This window comes from Janthinobacterium sp. MP5059B (assembly GCF_001758645.1).
GTDB classification, from domain to species: Bacteria; Pseudomonadota; Gammaproteobacteria; order Burkholderiales; family Burkholderiaceae_D; genus Janthinobacterium; species Janthinobacterium lividum.
The window spans coordinates 233,022-250,633 of the sequence record NZ_LRHX01000016.1; the positions used below are offsets into that span (position 1 = coordinate 233,022).

The window sequence follows — 17,612 nt, forward strand, 5'->3', positions numbered from 1 at the left end:
GGGGAGCAACATGACTATCGACACCATAGCTGCCGCCTCCGCAGCGCGCATCGACAAGAACTACCCATCCGCGGAAGCGGCTATCGCACGCCCGCAGACGGCACGCAGCGCGAACACCGGCATCGACGCGACGGCCAACAAAGCCAAGGAACCGAGCCGCGAAGAGTTGGACCAGGCCGTTTCGGAACTGAACCAGTCGCCACAGGTCAAAACTCAGGGCTTGCAATTTTCCATCGACGAAGACAGCCAGCGTACCGTGGTCAAAGTGATTGACCAGGAAACACAGGAAGTTCTGCGCCAGATCCCCACCCGGGAAGCGCTGGAAATCGCCAAGTCATTTGCCTCGGCAAAAGGCCAGCTGATCAGCCAGAGCGTCTAGGCCCATGCCGACAGCAAGCGCAGAACCAATGCAGTATCGCAACATAGCAAGGGAAGCGCGAGCCAGGGCCAGCCAGACAACCTCCGGTCTGGCCCTGCCTTTTATCATGTCACTCATGCAACACTCCTCCACATTTCCCGCCTGACTTTTCCGCAAATAGGAAACAGGGCCATAAAAGCCCCTCTCAAGTCCTGATTAATTCTGCCGATAACAGCTTATATTAGTGTTTTCCTAGGAGCAGACAGTGGCCATCGCACCAACCTTATCCTCCCCGGGCATCGGCAACAGCATCCTGGACGTGAACTCCATCATCGAAAAGCTGATGACCGCCGAATCGGCGCCCCTGGCAGGCTATGACAAGAAAACCGCTTCCTACCAGGCCAAGCTGAGTGCGCTGGGCACCCTGAGCGGTGCCGTGGGCGCCTTCCAGACGTCGCTCTCCGGCCTGAGCAACAGTAACAACTTCCGCGCCGTTTCGGCCAGCCCCGGCGACCCGCTGGTATTCACGGCCACGGCCGGCGCCAAGGCCGTGGCCGGCAACTACAATATCAATGTCAGCCAGCTGGCGCAATCGCAAACCTTGACCTCGGCCGGCTACGCCAGCAAGATCTCCACCATCGGCTCGGGCGCCAAGACGACCATTTCCTTCCAGCTCGGTAAAGTTGCCGGCGGCACCTTCGGTCTGAACGGCACGGCGCTCAGCGGCGCGACTTTGCAAAATGGCATCAGCAACGGCTCCCTGACACTGAATGGCACGGCCATTCCCACGGATAGCACGATCAAGAGTGCGCGCGCGCTGGCCGAAGCCATCAATGCCAAGAGCAGCACCACGGGCGTAACGGCCACGGCGCAGCCGGCCGCCAGCAGCGCCACCCTGTTCGCCGGCTATGGCAATGTTGCCACCGGTGCCGATGGCACCTATGCACTGTCCGTCGGCGGCATCAATATCGTTACGCAGGGCAATGGCGTGGGTGCCGGCGCCGGCATCACGGGCGCCTCGCTCGACACCACCCTGGCCGGCCCGAACGCCGTCTCGAATGCGCTGGCAGAGGCCAACATTACCGTCAGCGGCAAGGCTGCCGACGGCACCCTGCAATTTACGCGCGCCGACGGCACGAACATCCAGATCGAAGAAGTCGTCACGGGCGACGTCAAGGGCGGCATCGGCCATGCATCCACGGCCACCAACACGGGCTTCAACGTCACCGTCGCCAGCTCCATCACGCTCAGCTCGACCAATGGCAGCCCTATCACGGTTGCCGGCAGCAATCCGGCCGCCGCCGGACTGACGGCCGGCACGGGCGGCGCCTATATCGGCAGCGGCTTTACCCAGGATGCCACGCAGGCGACGGGCACGGTGGTCATCGACTCCACGAACAACTCGCTGCAAGGCATCCGCGACGCCATCAACAATGCGGGCCTGGGCGTGACCGCCAGCATTGTTTCCGATGGTTCGGACAAGCCCCACCATCTGGTGCTGAGCTCGGCAAAGTCGGGCGCCAATTCGAGCATGAAAATTTCGCTCAGCGGCAGCGATGGCCAGCCTGCAGACAGCGCGCTGAGCGACTTGCTGTCGTACGACGCGTCGGGCACGCAAAACCTGAATCAGAACAGCGCCGCGCAAAACACCATGCTCAGCGTCAATGGCATTCCCATCACGAACAGCTCGAACAGCATCGACAGCGCCATCGAAGGCGTGACCCTGAACGTGCTGAAAGTAGGCAGCAGCTCCCTGTCCATCTCGAAAGACACGTCGACGGTGAAGACCAGCGTCACCGCCTTCGTCAAGGCCTACAATGACCTGAACGCGTCGATTTCCAAGATGACGTCCTACAATGCGGAGACCAAGCAGGCTGGCGTCATGCTGGGCGATTCGACCACGCAATCGATCCAGTCGCAGCTGCGCAAACAGCTGAGCACCTCGATCACTGGACTGGCCGGCAACCTGAAGACCCTGGACCAGGTCGGCATCACCTTCCAGAAAGACGGTAGCCTGGTGCTGGATTCGGCCGTGCTCGACAAGGCTATCAACGCCAATTTCTCGGATGTGGCCGGCCTCTTCTCCGCGCTGGGAAAAACCACGGACAGCAACGTCAGCTTCACCAGTTCGACGGCCGCCACCAAGCCTGGCACGTATGCACTGAACATTACCAACATGGCCAGCCAGGGCACCCTGAGCGGTGCCCTGACCTTGCCGGCGTCGACGACGATCGCCAGCGATACCACCTGGAGCGTCACGCTGAACGACACGGACCCTGCGGCGGCCAAGAATACGGCCACCGTGACTATTCCTGCCGGCAACTACACACCTGCCCAGCTGGCCGGCATGATCCAGTCATCGATTAATGGCGTAAAAGCCTTCAGCGAAAACGGCGCGTCCGTGACGGCATCCATCGACGGCAGCGGCCGGCTGGTGGTAGCGTCGGCCCGGTATGGTTCCGTCTCCAACCTGGCCGTGGCCAGCGTGACCGGTACGGGCGTCGAGTCGCTGATCGGCGCCGGCATCACCCCCACCAAGGGCACGGACGTGGCCGGCACCATCGGCGGCCAGCCCGTCATCGGTTCGGGCCAGACCCTGACAGGCGCGCCCGGTTCGCCGGCCGACGGCCTGAAGGTCGAAGTGACGGGCGGTGGCCTGGGCGACCGGGGCACGGTGAGCTTTTCGCAAGGCTACGCTTACCAGCTGAACAACATGGCCGCCTCCTTCCTTGGCACGGACGGCCTCATCACGGGCCGCACCGCGGGCATCAATAACAGCATCAAGGATGTGGCCGACCAGCGCCAGCGCTTTGCCGACAAGCTCAATACCATCGAGGCGCGCTACCGCGCCCAGTATTCGCGCCTGGACGTGACGCTGAGCAAATTGACGTCCACGCAAACTTATTTGACCCAGCAGCTGGCCTCCATCGCCGCCAACCGCTAAGCCCAACCATCAGGAGAACATATGTTTGGAACCCAACAACGCGGCGTCAATGCCTATGCCAAGGTCGGCCTGGAAACGGGCATCGTTTCGGCCTCGCCGCATAAGCTGATCGTGATGCTGTACGACGGCGCCCTGGTGGCCGTGCTCAGCGCGCAGATGCACATGAAATCGGGCAATGTGCCGGAAAAAGGCAAGTCCATCTCGAAAGCCATCCAGATCATCGACAATGGCTTGCGCGCCAGTCTGGACAAGGAAGCGGGCGGCCAGATCGCCGAAGGCCTCGACGCCCTGTATGAGTACATGAGCGCGCGCCTGCTGACGGCCAACCTGAACAACGATATTACCCTGCTGGAAGAAGTGCAGCGCCTGCTGACCGACCTGCGCGAAACCTGGAACGCCATCGGCGCCACCCCCGCCGCCATTCCCGGTGCCGATTTGAAACGTATGCCCAGCCTTGCGAGCGCCTGACCCATGATGACGAATCAAGAAGTCCTGACCACCTACGAAGCCATGCAGACCCTGACGGGCCAGATGGTAACCGCCGCCACCAACGCCGACTGGGACGAGCTCGAAGCGCTGGAACAGCGCATCAGCGCGCATGTAGCCACGCTGAAGGCGAATGAAGAAAAAGTCGTGCTGGAAAGTGCTGGCCGCCAGCGCAAGGTTGCCCTGATCAAGCAGATCCTGGAAGACGACCGCAAGATCCGCGACCTGACCATGCCATGGATGGCACAATTGTCCAAGCTGATCAACAGCACCGGCACTGAACGGCGCCTGGCCAACGCCTACGGCGCGTAAGCGCACACGGGGGCGCCATGTTGCCGAAGATGGATGCGATCGGCATGACGCCCTTGACCCCGGTCAAGGCCACGCGGGTGGCCGATGCCGTCGCCGACCCGCGCCAGGCCGAGTTCCAGCGCTCGCTGCAGGGACTCATCGGCAAATCCATGCAGGGACAAGTACTGGCCCGCATGGGCGACGGCAGCTTCCTCGTGCGCGTGGCCGGCACCCCCGCCCGCATGCAGCTGCCCGCCGGCGTCCAGCCGGGTACGGAAATCCCCCTGACCTTGATCGGCATCAATCCCCGCCCCTCTTTTCAGATCGGCAATAACCGCGACCAGCCCGCCAGCGCCCTGCTGACGTATGCGGATGCGGACGCAGAACCGGACGCGGCCGAAACGCGTGGTCCCCAGGCCGGCGCCGCCCAGGCGGGCACGCGCGCCAGCAGCACGGCCGCCACCCTGCTCAGCCGTGCCCCCCTGACGCCAGCCAATCTGCTGCCCGCCCTCGCAGGCGACACGCCTGCGCCCGAGCTGAGCACCACCGCGCGCGCCATCAGCAGCGTGCTCAGCCAAGCCGAAAGCGTGCCCGGCGCGCCCCTGTCGCTGGTCGGCAAGACGCCGCTGATGGCCACGCCGGGGGCCGCCCCGGCCCAGGTAGCCCAGAACCTGCGCGATGCGGTCGGCAGCAGCGGCCTGTTCTATGAATCGCATGTGGCCGAATGGGCCGAAGGCAAGCGGCCGCTGGCGTCGCTGCTGCTGGAGCCGCAAATGCAGAAGGCGGCACAGGGCGACATGGCCAGAACGGGTACCGACCTGGCCTCGGCGCAACTGATCAATTTACAGCTGCATACGCACGAACAGGCGCGCGTGCAGTGGCAGGGCGAAGCCTGGCCCGGCCAGAAGATGCAGTGGGATATCAGCAAGGATGCGCCGGAAGGACAGCAGCACGATAGCCGCGATGGCGACGAGGAAGCGACGGCCTGGCGCAGCAATGTGCGCTTCCAGTTTCCCCTGCTGGGCGATCTGGCCGCGCACGTGGTCTTGCAGGGCGGCCGCGTGGCCATCCAGCTGCAAGCGGGCAGCGAAGGCAGCGCCGACACCCTGCGCCAGCATGCGGCGCAACTGGAAGCGTCGCTAGCCGCGGCGGGATGGCCATTGTCGTCGCTGACGATCGCCGGCAAGCCGGACGCTGCCGAGCCAGCGGAAGCAGATGATGCTTGACGACACCAGGCGCAAGGTGCCGCAGACGGCCGTCGCGCTGGCCTACCAGAGCGGCACGCCGGCGCCCAAGGTGGTGGCCAAGGGCAGCGGCCTGATCGCGGACCAGATCATCAGCACGGCGCGCGAACACGGCGTCTTCGTGCATGAATCGAAGGAATTGGTGGCGCTGTTGATGGATGTCGACCTGGATCGCCAGATTCCGCCCGGCCTGTATCGGGCGATTGCGGAACTGCTGGCCTGGTTATATCATATTGAATCTGCGAATGGCGGGCCGATCCCGCCGCCGCCCGACACCAGCGTCAACCTCACCGATACATAGACAGGCATCAATGCAAGCACATATTATGGATTCCGGCCTCGAAAACTGGCATGATTTTGAAGTGGAATCGCGGCGGGAAATCATCGCCTTGCTGCGCAGCATCAGCGAAAAGAACCAGCTGATCCGCATGCTGATCCACGGTGAATCCGATGTGTGCGTCACCTCCATACTGGAAGTCGATGCCGAACGCGATACCGTCATCCTCGACCGTTCCGTGAACGCCGACCAGAACCGGCGCATGGTGGCCGCCACAGGCATCTCGTTTGAAACCTCGCTCGACAAGATCCGCATCCTGTTTGCCAGCGCCCTGGTGGAAGAGTGCAATTATGGCGGCACGCCCGCCTTGAAAATTGCTATTCCAGAAACGCTGATCCGCTTGCAGCGGCGCGAGTATTACCGCATGACGACGCCCGTGAGCAATCCCGTGCGCGTGGCGATTCCCCTGCCGCCCTCGCTGGGCGGCGCCGACACCTTGTTCCCGCTGGCCGACATCAGCTGCGGCGGCATCGCCATCCTCGACAATAAACTGATGCTGGGCGAAACCATCGGCAGGGACTATCCGGGTTGCCGCATCGACTTGCCCGATGTCGGCATCGTCACCGCGACTTTACAAATTCGCAATTCGCTGGACATGACCCTGCTGAACAACAAGCTGAACCGCCGCCTGGGCTGCCAGTTCGTCGACCTGCCGCGCAGCATGCTGGCGCACGTGCAGCGCTATATCACGCGACTGGAGCGCGAGAGAAATGCGCGCATGGCGGGGTTGGGTTAAGGAAGAATTGAAGGCCACAAAACGTCCCGCCAAAGCGTAGCGAGCGGCGATGATTTGCGGCCGAGACGCGCAGCTGTACTGAAGTACAGCGAGCATCGCAGGCCGCAAAGGGCGCCGCGCAGTAGCTTTGGTGCGACGTTTACACCTGCATGTTCATGATCTCATGATATGCAGAAACTAATTTATTCCTCACCTGCACCGTCGCCTGGAATTCGATGCTCGACTTTTGCATCGACACCATCACGTCCGACAGGCTGACCTTTTCATCGCCCATGGTAAAGCGCTGGCCCAGCGCCGACGAGGCCTTTTGCGCGCCGCTCACGGAGTCCAACGCGCTCTTGAAGGCATCGGCAAAATTCACCTTCGCTGCCGGCATCTCGGTCTGGATCGCCGGTATTTTCGCCTCCGGCCGCGTGGCCGCCGACTTCAGTTGCGCGATCATCGCCTCGATCCTGCTGCTATCGATACCGCCTGTTTTCACTTTGCCTCCCGATTCTGGTCTGCTGCATAACTGTTCCTTGCCTGTTGCACCCAGAGAACAAAACCCTGGCTTGCCAGGCAACGACGGGTACAATAACTTCCGTCACATGTTGCCAGGGTTCCACAATACCAGCGCCAACGCCAGCCGCTCGGCCGAGCAGGCGGCAAAAGCGCCTTCTATTTGGACGATTGAAGCGCGTGACAGTGGCGGATAATTCTGCATATCGCCCCCTCCTCCCGAGGAAGCGGCCCCCACGCAGCACCGAATACCCGTCAAACCACACGCCCTGGAAGGCAATCATGGCTGTAGCCGAAGAAATCGATGTAAACCGCATACCGCCTGAACCGGCGCCTGCCCGCTCGCCCGTGGAATCCGTGCAAGCCTTCGCCAAGACGCCGATGGGCAAGAATTTCCTGCGCGGCCTGGGCGTGGCGGCATTGATCGCCATCGGCGTGGCCCTGTACATGTGGAACCAGCCGCCCGAATACAAAGTCCTGTTCTCCAATTACACGGACCGCGACGGCGGCGCCATCACCGCATCGCTGGACCAGCTGGGCATCAAGCACAAGTTTTCCGAAGGCGGCGGCGCCATTCTCGTGCCATCCGAACAAGTCCACGATGCGCGCCTGAAACTGGCCGCGCAAGGCTTGCCGAAAGGCGGCAACGTGGGCTTCGAGCTGATGGAAAACCAGAAGCTGGGCGTGTCGCAGTTCCTGGAACAGGTCAATTTCCAGCGCGCGCTGGAAGGCGAACTGGCGAAATCGATCGAATCGGTGTCCGCCGTCGATACGGCGCGCGTCCACCTGGCCCTGCCGAAACCATCCGTCTTCGTGCGCGAACAGCAAAAACCGACGGCTTCCGTGCTGCTGAACCTGCACCCTGGCCGCGGCCTCGACCAGCTGCAGGTGAGCGCCATCGTGCATCTGGTGGCGTCCAGCGTGCCGGAATTGCTGCCAATCAATGTCACCGTGGTCGATCAGGCCGGCACCCTTCTGTCGAACCAGGAAAAGGACAAGGACCGCGCCAACGGCATCAAGAGCCTGGACCCAAACCAATTAAAGTACGTGCAGCAGTTGCAGCAAAGCGTGATCAAGCAAGTCGAATCGATCCTGCTGCCCATCGTCGGCGAAGGCAATGTGCGCGCCGAAGCGACGGCCGACGTGGATTTCTCGCAAAGCGAGCAGGCCGCAGAAACCTACAAGCCGAATTCGCCGCCGGAAGCATCCACCATCCGCAGCCAGCAGACGAGCGAATCGACGGGCGCCGGCAATGCCAACCCGTCCGGCGTGCCGGGCGCGCTGTCGAACCAGCCGCCAGGCGTGGCAACGGCTCCGCTGACGGCCGAGGCACCTGGCGCCCCGGGCGGCGCACCGACGGCACCGACACAGAAGGAATCGACGACGAATTACGAAGTTGACAAGACCGTGCGCTACGAACAGAAATCCATGGGCGGCCTGCGCCGCCTGTCGGTCGCCGTCGTCGTCAATTACCGCCGCACCTTCGACAAGGATGGCAAGGTCACCGTCAAGCCGATCTCCCCTGCCGAAATGGTCCAGATCAATAATCTGGTGAAGGAAGCGATGGGCTACAACAAGGAACGCGGCGACAGTTTCAGCGTGGCCAACTCGCCCTTCGACGGCATCGACCGCGCGCCGGAAGGCAAGCTGGAGTGGTGGCGCGACCCGGCCAACTTGCCGCTGGCCAAGGAACTGGCGAAATTCCTCATCACGGCCCTGATTCTGCTGTATATCTTCATCAAGATCGTGCGTCCGATGCTGCGCCCCGTGATGCGCAAGATCGACGATTTCGGCGCGCCGCCGCCCGTCATCGAGCCGGAACTGGCCAAGGACGGCGAAGAAAACGAAGTCCTGCTCAGCGAAGCGGAGCTGGAAGAACTGGAAGAAGATACGGCCCGCGGTTATCGCGAAAACCTGGCGATGGCCAGGAAACTGGCGCAGGAAGACCCGCGCGTCGTGGCCAACGTAATCAAAGCATGGATAGGCAATAATGACTGAGACAACGGGACTGCAAAAAGCATCGATCCTGATGCTGGCACTGGGCGAGAGCGAAGCGGCCGAGGTCATGAAATTCCTCGGCCCGCGCGAAGTGCTGAAACTGGGTGCCGCCATGGCCACCATGAAGGGCATCGCGCACGAGCAGGTGGTCGAGGTGCTCGACGACTTCCGCGCGCAGACGGAACTCAATTCCACCGTCGGCCTCGATTCGGACGAATACATCCGCCAAGTCCTCACCAAGGCGCTGGGCGACGACAAGGCGTCCGTGCTGCTGTCGCGCATCCTGGGCGGCAAGGATGCGTCCGGCATCGAATCGCTGAAGTGGATGGATTCGCAATCCGTGTCCGAGCTGATCCGCAACGAACACCCGCAGATCATCGCCACCATCCTCGTCCACCTGGAACGCGACCAGGCTTGCGAAATCCTCGGCCACTTCACGGACCGCCTGCGCAACGACGTGGTCTTGCGCATCGCCACCCTGGACGGCGTACAGCCGGCCGCCTTGCGCGAACTCAACGACGTGCTGACGAAACTGCTGTCAGGTAACGAAAACATCAAGAAATCGTCGCTGGGCGGCGTGCGCGCGGCGGCCGAGATACTGAACTTCATGAGCGGCGAGCAGGAAGGCTCCGTCATGGACAATATCAAGAACTACGACAACGACATGGCGCAAAAGATCATGGACGAAATGTTCGTGTTCGACAACGTGATCGATATCGACGACCGCGGCATCCAGCTGCTGCTGCGCGAAGTGCAGTCGGAAATGCTGATCATCGCCCTGAAAGGCGCCTCGCAAGAGCTGCGCGACAAGATATTCAAGAACATGTCGCAGCGCGCCGGCGAGATGATGCGCGAAGACCTGGAGTCGAAAGGCCCCGTGCGCCTGTCGGAAGTGGAATCGCAGCAGAAACAGATCCTGCAGATCGTGCGCCGCCTGGCGGACGAGGGGCAGATTGTCTTAGGCGGAAAAGGCGAGGATTCGTTTGTCTAATTTGATTCCCAAAGAGCAGCAAACCGCCTACCAGCGCTGGGAAATGACCTCGTTTGGCGACGAGCGTCCCAGCGTGGTGGCGGCGCGCAAGCTGCTCGAACCGGACCCCGAGCCCGAGTTCGACCCATTTGCCGAGCTGCACGAGGAAGAACCGGCTCCGCCGCTCGAATATCCGACGCAGGAAGAACTCGACGCCATCCGTGAGGAGGCGCGCGCCACGGCCTTCGACGAAGGCCGCGCGGCCGGCTATGCGGAAGGCCATGCGGCCGGACATGCCGATGGGCACGCGCAATCGTATGCGGAAGGCAAGGCGGCTTCCGCCATCGAGCTGGCGCATCTGCAAACCATCGCCGTCGACTTCGGCACGGCCGTGCACCAGGCCGACGAACTGATCGCCAATGACGTGATGGAACTGGCCCTGCAGCTTGCCAAGGGCATGCTGAAGACGGCCTTGCCCGTGCGTCCCGAACTGATGCTGCCCGTGGTGCGCGAAGCCATCGAATACTTGCCTGTACTGCAACAACCTGCCTTGCTGATGCTCAACCCGGAAGACGCGCAAGTCGTGCGCGACGGCATCGGAGACGAGCTCGACAAGGGTGGCTGGCGTGTCATCGAAGACCCCAGCGTGGAACGCGGCGGTTGCAAGATCGACACGGCCAGCAACCAGATCGACGCGCAGACGTCCACCCGCTGGCACCGCCTGACGCATGCGCTGGGCAAAGACCTGGACTGGCTGGCGCCGTGAGCGAGTCCGTCAAAGGCCCCACAGCCCATGCGGCGCGCTGGCGCGCCTACCTGAGCGACTGTTCGGCCGTGGTCGGTTTTGTCGAACCGATGCAGATTTCAGGCCGGGTCACGCGCGTGGCCGGCCTGGTGATGGAAGCCGTGGGCCTGCGCCTGGCCGTAGGCGCCGCCTGCACCGTGCCGCTGCCGAATGGCGGCCGGGTGGAGGCGGAAGTGGTGGGGTTTGAAGGCGAACGCCTGTTCTTGATGCCGCAAAGCGACGTCGAAGGCATCGTGCCCGGCACGCGCGTGTTTTCCGTCGAACCGGCCATTCCCCGCCCCGGCAGCGTGGCGCATCCGCGCCGCCGCCCCAGCGACCGCGCGCGCCACCTGCCCGTGGGTCCGCAACTGCTGGGTCGCGTGCTCGATGGCGCAGGCCGTCCGCTCGACCAGCTGGGCCCGCTGCACACGACCGACAGCGCCCCCATCAACGTGCGCCCCGCCAATCCCCTGGGCCGCGCGCCCATCGTCGACACGCTCGACGTGGGCGTGCGCTCGATCAATGCCATGCTGACCGTGGGCCGCGGCCAGCGCATGGGCCTGTTTGCCGGTTCCGGCGTGGGCAAGAGCGTGCTGCTGGGCATGATGGCCCGCTACACGGAGGCGGACGTGATCGTCGTCGGCCTGATCGGCGAACGGGGACGCGAAGTCAAGGAATTCATCGAGCAGATTCTCGGCGCCGAAGGCCTGGCCCGCTCCGTCGTCGTGGCCGCGCCGGCCGACACGCCACCGCTGATGCGCCTGCAAGGGGCCGCGTATGCGACGGCGATTGCCGAGTATTTCCGCGACCAGGGGCAAAACGTGCTGTTGATCATGGATTCGCTGACCCGCTACGCCATGGCCCAGCGCGAAATCGCCCTGGCCATCGGCGAGCCGCCTGCCACCAAGGGCTATCCGCCGTCCGTCTTCGCCAAGCTGCCCGTGCTGGTTGAGCGGGCCGGCAATGGCGAGGAAGGCGGCGGCTCGATCACGGCCTTCTACACCGTGCTGACCGAGGGCGACGACCAGCAGGACCCGATCGCCGACTCGGCGCGCGCGATTCTCGATGGCCACATCGTGCTGAACCGCCGCCTGGCCGAAGCGGGACACTATCCGGCCATCGACATCGAGCAATCGATTTCGCGTGCGGCCCATTCGATCACCACGCACGAGCACCAGCAGCAGGCGCGCAAACTGAAACAGCTGTATTCACGCTATGAACGCAGCCGCGACCTGATCAGCGTGGGCGCCTACAGCGCCGGCACCGATCCCGTGCTGGACCAGGCCATCGCCCTGCATGAAAAGATTGAAGCGTTTTTACAACAGCAAATCACGGAGCGGGTCAGCATGGACGAGAGCTTGGGGCAACTTACCGCTCTATTCGAGTGATTAGGGCTTGCATAGCGGGAATATAATCAGTCATGGCTTCTCCTTCCCAACTTGCAACCCTGATCGACCTTGCCCAGCGCGAAACGGACGACTGTGCCAAGCGCCTGGGCGCGGCCCTGAAAGCGCTCGACGATTGCCGCGAAAAGCTCGACATGCTGTCCGGCTACCGCGACGACTATGCCAAGCGCTTCGAGGCCAGCATGAGCAGCGGTATCACGCCCATGGCTTACCGCAACTTCCAGGCCTTCATGGTCAAACTCGACAGCGCCATCCTGGGCCAGCAGCAAGTGGTCGAGCATGCGCAGGCGCGCAGCGACAATGAAAAGATGCGCTGGCAACTGGCCGAACGCAAGCGCATGTCGTACACCACCCTGAACAACCGGGCGCAGGAACAGGCGCTGAAGCTGGAAAACAAGCGCGACCAGAAAGCAATGGATGAGCACGCGGCGCGACAAGCCTATTACAAACGCTAAGCAACACTGAGGCAGCATCATGCAAACCCAGCCAACCCCGATTTCCCAGATAGTCTCGCCGAATGCCACGCCGGGCGCCGCCAACCGCAGCCAGCCGTCCACCAGCGGCACGGCCGGCGACTTCCAGCGCACCCTGAACCGCCAGATCGAGCAACGCCAGGCCAGCCGCAATATGGCGCAAGCGCAAGTACAAGCACCTGCGCCGACGGCCCGCCCTGCTGCCACGCCAGCACCCGCCCAGGTGCCAGCGACCGAAGCGAAGCCCGCGCAGGCAGACACCGAACAGGCGGCCAGCAGCGAACAGCCGCCCGCGCAATCGAGCGAGGCGGCGACACCCGACAGCGCCACGGCCGAGGCCAGCGTGCCTGCCGCCCCCGCCGCAACAGTCACGCCGCCAGCCGATCCGGCCGCCGAGATGCTGGCCCTGGTGGGCAGCATCCAGCTGGCCATTCAGCCGCCAGCGGCCAAGGCCGTGCCGGAACTGCCGGCCCGCGCCAGCGGCAAGGCCGAGGGCAAGAACCTGGCAACAGGACCCTTGCTGGCCGCCGGCCAGGGCAGCGGCAAGGCCGCCGCCACCGTCATCGCGCAAGCCGACAGCGGCGACTTTGCCGACAGCCTGCTCCAGGCCCAGGGCAAGACGGCCGCCGCGCCAGGCGCCAGCGTGCCGGCCGGCAAGGCCGAACCTGGCAAGCTGGTCATCGACGCGCAACTGGCAGCCACCGCCAAGGCTGGCGCCGCCATGGCCGAACCGATCCTCAAGGAAACACCTGCCGACCTGAGCCGCCTGGCGGCCCAGTTGCAGCCGGGCGCGCTGCAGCAGGCCGCGGCGGCCGTAGCCGTGCCGAGCGACAAGCTGGCGGGCCGGGTCGGCACGCCGGCCTGGGACCAGCAACTGGGACAGAAAGTCGTGTGGATGGCGGCCGGCGGCGACCAGAGCGCCACGCTGACCCTGAATCCGCCCGACCTGGGACCCGTGCAAGTGGTACTGACGGTCACCAATGACCAGGCCGATGCCGCCTTCATGTCGGCCCAGCCGGAAGTGCGCCAGGCGCTCGAAGCGGCCATGCCGCGCCTGCGCGAAATGATGAGCGAAGCGGGCATCGCCTTTGGCAGCGCCACGGTCTCGGCCGGCACGCCGGAACAGCAGGACCAGGGTAACCGGGAAGCATCTGGCGGACGCCGTGGCAATGGCCAGGGTGGCGGCGTCTCCGGTGGCGAGATCGCCATCGCGCCGGCCACCGGCACACGCAGCCGGCCCAGCCTGAGTGCCGTGGATACCTTTGCCTGAGGGTAATTCGTCGTCCTCGGGCCACAGGCGTGCCCCACAGCGTAACTTTTCGTCTAAAAACAGCGAGTTGAGGGCGCTTCCGCCCTCTTTTCACTGCATCCTTCTGCGCAGAATTTGCCGATAATGACATAATGGCGTCGTGATCCACTTCCATGCACTCGAGTACCATTGAAAGCAAATCCAAAAATGAAAGCAGATCCGAAAGCAGATGCAGGCCTGGCTCCCGCCGGCGCCTCGAAAAAGAAGCTTCTGATCATCGTGCTGGCCTCGGTGCTGGTGGCTGGCGGTATCGGTGGCGGTGCCGCCTGGTACTTCCTGCATGGCAAGGCCGATAAAGAAGAATCGGCGCCCAGCAAGAAAAAACATGCCGCGTCCAAGGCAGGTCCGCCCGTCTTCGTGCCCGTCGATGCCTTCACCGTCAACTTGCAGCCGGAAAATGGCGAACAATACCTGCAGATCGCGTTTACCCTGCAGGTGAGCAGTCCGGAAGAAATGGATTCCATCAAGCTGAACATGCCGAAGGTGCGCAGCCGCTTGCTGCTGCTGCTGTCCGGCAAGAAGGCATCCGAACTCAATACCGTGGAAGGCAAGCAGCAGCTGGCGGCCGAAATCATCAATCAGGTGAACCAGCCGTTCGAGGACAAAGGGCCGGAGCAGGACGTGACGGACGTATTATTTACCGCATTCATCATTCAATAAGCAGCCATGGCCGATAATTTCCTCTCCCAGGAAGAAGTCGATGCCCTTCTGAAGGGCGTCAACGGAGACCAGGACGACGCGCAGGCGCCGGAAGATGTCACGGGAGTTCGTACCTACAACCTGGCAACCCAGGAGCGCATCGTGCGCGGCCGGATGCCAACGTTGGAAATTATCAACGAGCGTTTCGCCCGGCTGCTGCGCGTGGGCCTGTTCAACTTCCTGCGCCGCAGCGCCGAAGTGTCGGTCGGTTCCGTGCGCGTCTCGAAATACAGTGAGTTCATCCGTAATCTGGTGGTGCCGACCAATCTGAACCTGGTGCACATGAAGCCGCTGCGCGGCACGGCCCTGATGGTCTTCGATCCGGGCCTGGTCTTCCTGCTGGTCGACAACCTGTTCGGCGGCGACGGACGTTTCCATACGCGCGTCGAAGGGCGCGACTTTACGCAGACGGAGCAGCGCATCATCCTGCGCATCCTCGACATCGTCTTCGAGGCGTACACCAAGTCGTGGGAGCCGGTCTTCCCCGTCGAGTTCGAATATATCCGTTCAGAAATGAACACGCAGTTCGCCAACATCGCCACGCCGAACGAGGTAGTGGTGGCGTCCACGTTTACGGTGGAACTGGGCTCCGTTTCCGGACAAATCCACTTCTGCATGCCGTATTCGATGATCGAGCCGATCCGCGATTCGCTGACCTCGAGCCTGCAGGGCGAGGCGCTGGAAGTGGACAAGCGCTGGATCCGCCTGATGACGCAGCAGATCCAGATCGCCGAAGTCGAGCTGGTGGCCTCGCTGGGCACGGCGCGCGTGTCGTTCGACGAAATCCTGAACATGAAGGTGGGCGACATCATCCCCCTGAATATTCCCGAACTGATCGCCGCCACCGTCGACGGCGTGCCCGTGATGGATTGCACCTACGGCGTGTTGAACGGACAATATGCATTGAAGGTGGAGAAACTCCTCGCCAATGCCGATAACATGAATAACCACTAAATAAAATACCCGGGCCGCTGCGGTCCGCATCAGTACAACAGGAGAAACACATGTCTGACAACCAAGACGACCAAAGCGCGGAAGACGATTGGGGCGCGGCCATTGCCGAGCAGGCCAAGGCGGAAGCCGAAGCGCTGCAGAACCAGGCCGCCAATACGGCCAGCGCGGCCAGCGCAGCCGTGTTCAAGGACTTTTCCAAGCAGGCATCGAAGTCGGAAACGCACAACGATATCGATTTCATCCTCGATATCCCCGTGCAACTGACGGTCGAACTGGGCCGCACCAAGATCGCCATCAAGAACCTGCTGCAGCTGGCACAGGGTTCCGTGGTCGAGCTCGACGGCCTGGCCGGCGAACCGATGGACGTGCTGGTGAACGGCTGCCTGATCGCCCAGGGCGAAGTGGTGGTGGTGAATGACAAGTTCGGCATCCGCCTGACCGACATCATCACGCCTTCCGAACGTATCCGAAAACTCAATAAATGAAGCCTGGCCTGTTGATTTCCACCGTGCTGCCGCTCCTGGCGGCATGCAGCATTGCCCAAGCTGAACCGGCAGCCGCCTCGGCACCGGCGGCCAGCACCGCCAGCGCTTCCATCGCGGTGGCAAGCGAGACGCCGCCAGCCGCGACGGTGCCGGCCGCCACAGCGGTGCCGGCCTCCGCGCCGGCCGCCGACCTGCCCGCCATGCCGCCCGGCGCACCGATGACGATGGCGCCGACCAGCTCGGCCGGCAGTCTGCTGCAAACCATCCTGGCGCTGATGTTCGTGCTGGCCCTCCTGATCGGCCTGGCCTGGTTCATGAAGCGCTATGGCCCCAAGGTTATGGGCGGCAACAACAAGATGCGCGTCGTCAGTTCGCTCAACCTGGGCGGACGCGAACGCATCGTCCTCGTCGAAGTGGCCGACCAGTGGATCGTCGTCGGCGCCTCTCCCGGCAGGATCAACGCGCTGGCCACCATGCCGCGCCAGGAAGGCGAGTTGCCGCAACTGGCCACGGCGCAAAACGGCCCCGCGGCCGCCAATTTTTCCGAGTGGCTGAAACAGACCATCGAAAAACGCAATGGGAAATAAGCAGCAGATGGCGTGGTCCACCTTGAAGACTCCCCTGACCTGGCTGCTGGCGGCAGCCGCCCTGGCCTTGCCGCTATGGGCCATGGCCCAGCCGGGCATCCCGGCCTTCAACAGCACCCCGGCGCCGGGCGGCGGCCAGAATTACTCGCTGCCGGTGCAGACGCTCATCCTGATGACGTCGCTCACCTTTTTGCCGGCGGCCTTGCTGATGATGACCTGCTTTACGCGCATCATCATCGTGCTGTCCCTGCTGCGCCAGGCCATCGGCACGCAATCGGCGCCGCCGAACCAGGTGCTGGTGGGCCTGGCCCTGTTTTTGACCCTGTTCGTCATGGGCCCCGTGTTCGACAAGATCTACACGGATGCGTACCAGCCCTATCAGGAAAACAAGATCACCATGCAGCAGGCGATGGACAAGGGCGTCGATCCCCTGAAAACCTTCATGCTCAAGCAGACGCGCCAGGCCGACCTGGCCCTGTTCGCCAAGATGTCGCGCTCGCCGGCCCTGCAAGGTCCGGAAGACGTGCCGCTGCGCATCCTCGTGCCGGCCTTCGTCACCAGCGAACTGAAGACGGCGTTCCAGATCGGCTTTGCCATCTTCATCCCGTTCCTGATCATCGACATGGTGGTCGCCAGCGTGCTGATGTCGATGGGTATGATGATGATGTCGCCGGCCACGATCTCGCTGCCGTTCAAGCTGATGCTGTTCGTGCTGGTCGATGGCTGGCAGTTGCTGCTGGGCTCGCTGTCACAGAGTTTTTACTAGGGGAAATACGATGACACCCGAAAGCGTCATGACCCTGGGCCGCCATGCGATGGAAATCACCCTGATGGTGGCGGCGCCCATGCTGCTGGTCGCCCTCATCATCGGCTTGATCGTGAGTATCTTCCAGGCGGCCACGCAGATCAACGAGGCGACCCTGTCCTTCATCCCCAAGCTGGTCGGCATTTTCGTCGCCATCGTCGTGGCGGGCCCCTGGATGCTGTCCGTCATGCTCGACTACATGCGCCAGGTCTTCACGGGCATCCCGAACCTGGTGGGTTAGTGCAGCC

Annotated in this window: 20 protein-coding genes; 19 read left to right on the forward strand and 1 reads right to left on the reverse strand. The window is 63.1% G+C overall.

What is annotated here, in order from left to right:
* Positions 1-10 precede the first annotated feature (10 nt).
* From JAB1_RS18080 to JAB1_RS18110, 7 genes are all read left to right on the forward strand, one after another.
* A complete protein-coding gene (locus JAB1_RS18080) occupies positions 11-379 on the forward strand; it encodes a flagellar protein FlaG (RefSeq protein WP_070281290.1) in 369 nt (122 codons plus the stop codon).
* Positions 380-623: 244 nt separating this feature from the next.
* On the forward strand, positions 624-3,302 hold the full coding sequence (fliD, locus tag JAB1_RS18085) for a flagellar filament capping protein FliD (RefSeq protein ID WP_254672157.1): 2,679 nt from the start codon (positions 624-626) through the stop codon (positions 3,300-3,302).
* Positions 3,303-3,323: 21 nt separating this feature from the next.
* Positions 3,324-3,770 carry a flagellar export chaperone FliS gene (fliS, locus tag JAB1_RS18090; protein WP_070259350.1) on the forward strand — a complete coding sequence of 149 codons (447 nt, stop codon included), beginning with the start codon at positions 3,324-3,326 and terminating at the stop codon, positions 3,768-3,770.
* A gap of 3 nt (positions 3,771-3,773) precedes the next feature.
* On the forward strand, positions 3,774-4,100 hold the full coding sequence (locus JAB1_RS18095) for a flagellar protein FliT (protein WP_070259351.1): 327 nt from the start codon (positions 3,774-3,776) through the stop codon (positions 4,098-4,100).
* A gap of 17 nt (positions 4,101-4,117) precedes the next feature.
* Entirely contained in the window at positions 4,118-5,305 is a 1,188-nt protein-coding gene (locus tag JAB1_RS18100; protein WP_070281291.1) for a flagellar hook-length control protein FliK, read from the forward strand.
* Positions 5,298-5,624: an EscU/YscU/HrcU family type III secretion system export apparatus switch protein gene (locus JAB1_RS18105; RefSeq protein WP_034787205.1), complete on the forward strand. Its 327-nt coding sequence runs from the start codon at positions 5,298-5,300 to the stop codon at positions 5,622-5,624. Before JAB1_RS18100 ends, JAB1_RS18105 begins: the two co-directional genes overlap by 8 nt.
* Positions 5,625-5,649: 25 nt before the next feature.
* The gene (locus tag JAB1_RS18110) at positions 5,650-6,396 is read left to right on the forward strand and encodes a flagellar brake protein (RefSeq protein WP_080753686.1); all 747 of its coding nucleotides are present in this window, start codon (positions 5,650-5,652) and stop codon (positions 6,394-6,396) included.
* A gap of 139 nt (positions 6,397-6,535) precedes the next feature.
* Here JAB1_RS18110 and fliE read toward each other — a convergent pair whose 3' ends face one another.
* Positions 6,536-6,838: a flagellar hook-basal body complex protein FliE gene (gene fliE, locus JAB1_RS18115; RefSeq protein ID WP_230539976.1), complete on the reverse strand. Its 303-nt coding sequence runs from the start codon at positions 6,836-6,838 to the stop codon at positions 6,536-6,538.
* 338 nt (positions 6,839-7,176) lie between these two features.
* On the opposite strand from fliE, the gene fliF reads away from it, so the two are divergent.
* From fliF to fliQ, 12 genes are all read left to right on the forward strand, one after another.
* Entirely contained in the window at positions 7,177-8,892 is a 1,716-nt protein-coding gene (gene fliF, locus JAB1_RS18120; protein ID WP_070281292.1) for a flagellar basal-body MS-ring/collar protein FliF, read from the forward strand.
* The gene (fliG, locus tag JAB1_RS18125; protein WP_034787109.1) at positions 8,885-9,883 is read left to right on the forward strand and encodes a flagellar motor switch protein FliG; all 999 of its coding nucleotides are present in this window, start codon (positions 8,885-8,887) and stop codon (positions 9,881-9,883) included. The genes fliF and fliG overlap by 8 nt, the downstream gene beginning before the upstream one ends.
* A 43-nt stretch (positions 9,884-9,926) precedes the next feature.
* Entirely contained in the window at positions 9,927-10,628 is a 702-nt protein-coding gene (locus tag JAB1_RS18130; protein ID WP_052140559.1) for a flagellar assembly protein FliH, read from the forward strand.
* A gap of 89 nt (positions 10,629-10,717) precedes the next feature.
* Positions 10,718-12,034 (forward strand): flagellar protein export ATPase FliI, encoded by a 1,317-nt coding sequence (gene fliI, locus JAB1_RS18135; protein ID WP_225317475.1) that lies wholly within the window; start codon positions 10,718-10,720, stop codon positions 12,032-12,034.
* A 32-nt stretch (positions 12,035-12,066) separates the two neighbouring features.
* Complete coding sequence (gene fliJ / locus JAB1_RS18140; RefSeq protein ID WP_070259362.1) at positions 12,067-12,507, forward strand: flagellar export protein FliJ; 441 nt, start codon at positions 12,067-12,069, stop codon at positions 12,505-12,507.
* Between the two features lie 19 nt (positions 12,508-12,526).
* Positions 12,527-13,795 carry a flagellar hook-length control protein FliK gene (locus JAB1_RS18145; protein ID WP_070281294.1) on the forward strand — a complete coding sequence of 423 codons (1,269 nt, stop codon included), beginning with the start codon at positions 12,527-12,529 and terminating at the stop codon, positions 13,793-13,795.
* Between the two features lie 186 nt (positions 13,796-13,981).
* A complete protein-coding gene (gene fliL / locus JAB1_RS18150; RefSeq protein ID WP_070259366.1) occupies positions 13,982-14,494 on the forward strand; it encodes a flagellar basal body-associated protein FliL in 513 nt (170 codons plus the stop codon).
* Between the two features lie 6 nt (positions 14,495-14,500).
* The gene (fliM, locus tag JAB1_RS18155; RefSeq protein WP_034754035.1) at positions 14,501-15,487 is read left to right on the forward strand and encodes a flagellar motor switch protein FliM; all 987 of its coding nucleotides are present in this window, start codon (positions 14,501-14,503) and stop codon (positions 15,485-15,487) included.
* A 50-nt stretch (positions 15,488-15,537) separates the two neighbouring features.
* Positions 15,538-15,972 carry a flagellar motor switch protein FliN gene (fliN, locus tag JAB1_RS18160; RefSeq protein WP_034754038.1) on the forward strand — a complete coding sequence of 145 codons (435 nt, stop codon included), beginning with the start codon at positions 15,538-15,540 and terminating at the stop codon, positions 15,970-15,972.
* Entirely contained in the window at positions 15,969-16,559 is a 591-nt protein-coding gene (gene fliO / locus JAB1_RS18165; protein WP_070281295.1) for a flagellar biosynthetic protein FliO, read from the forward strand. The genes fliN and fliO overlap by 4 nt, the downstream gene beginning before the upstream one ends.
* Positions 16,560-16,641: 82 nt before the next feature.
* Positions 16,642-17,325 (forward strand): flagellar type III secretion system pore protein FliP, encoded by a 684-nt coding sequence (gene fliP / locus JAB1_RS18170; RefSeq protein ID WP_223279098.1) that lies wholly within the window; start codon positions 16,642-16,644, stop codon positions 17,323-17,325.
* Between the two features lie 10 nt (positions 17,326-17,335).
* A complete protein-coding gene (fliQ, locus tag JAB1_RS18175) occupies positions 17,336-17,605 on the forward strand; it encodes a flagellar biosynthesis protein FliQ (RefSeq protein ID WP_034754044.1) in 270 nt (89 codons plus the stop codon).
* The last annotated feature ends 7 nt before the right edge of the window (positions 17,606-17,612 follow it).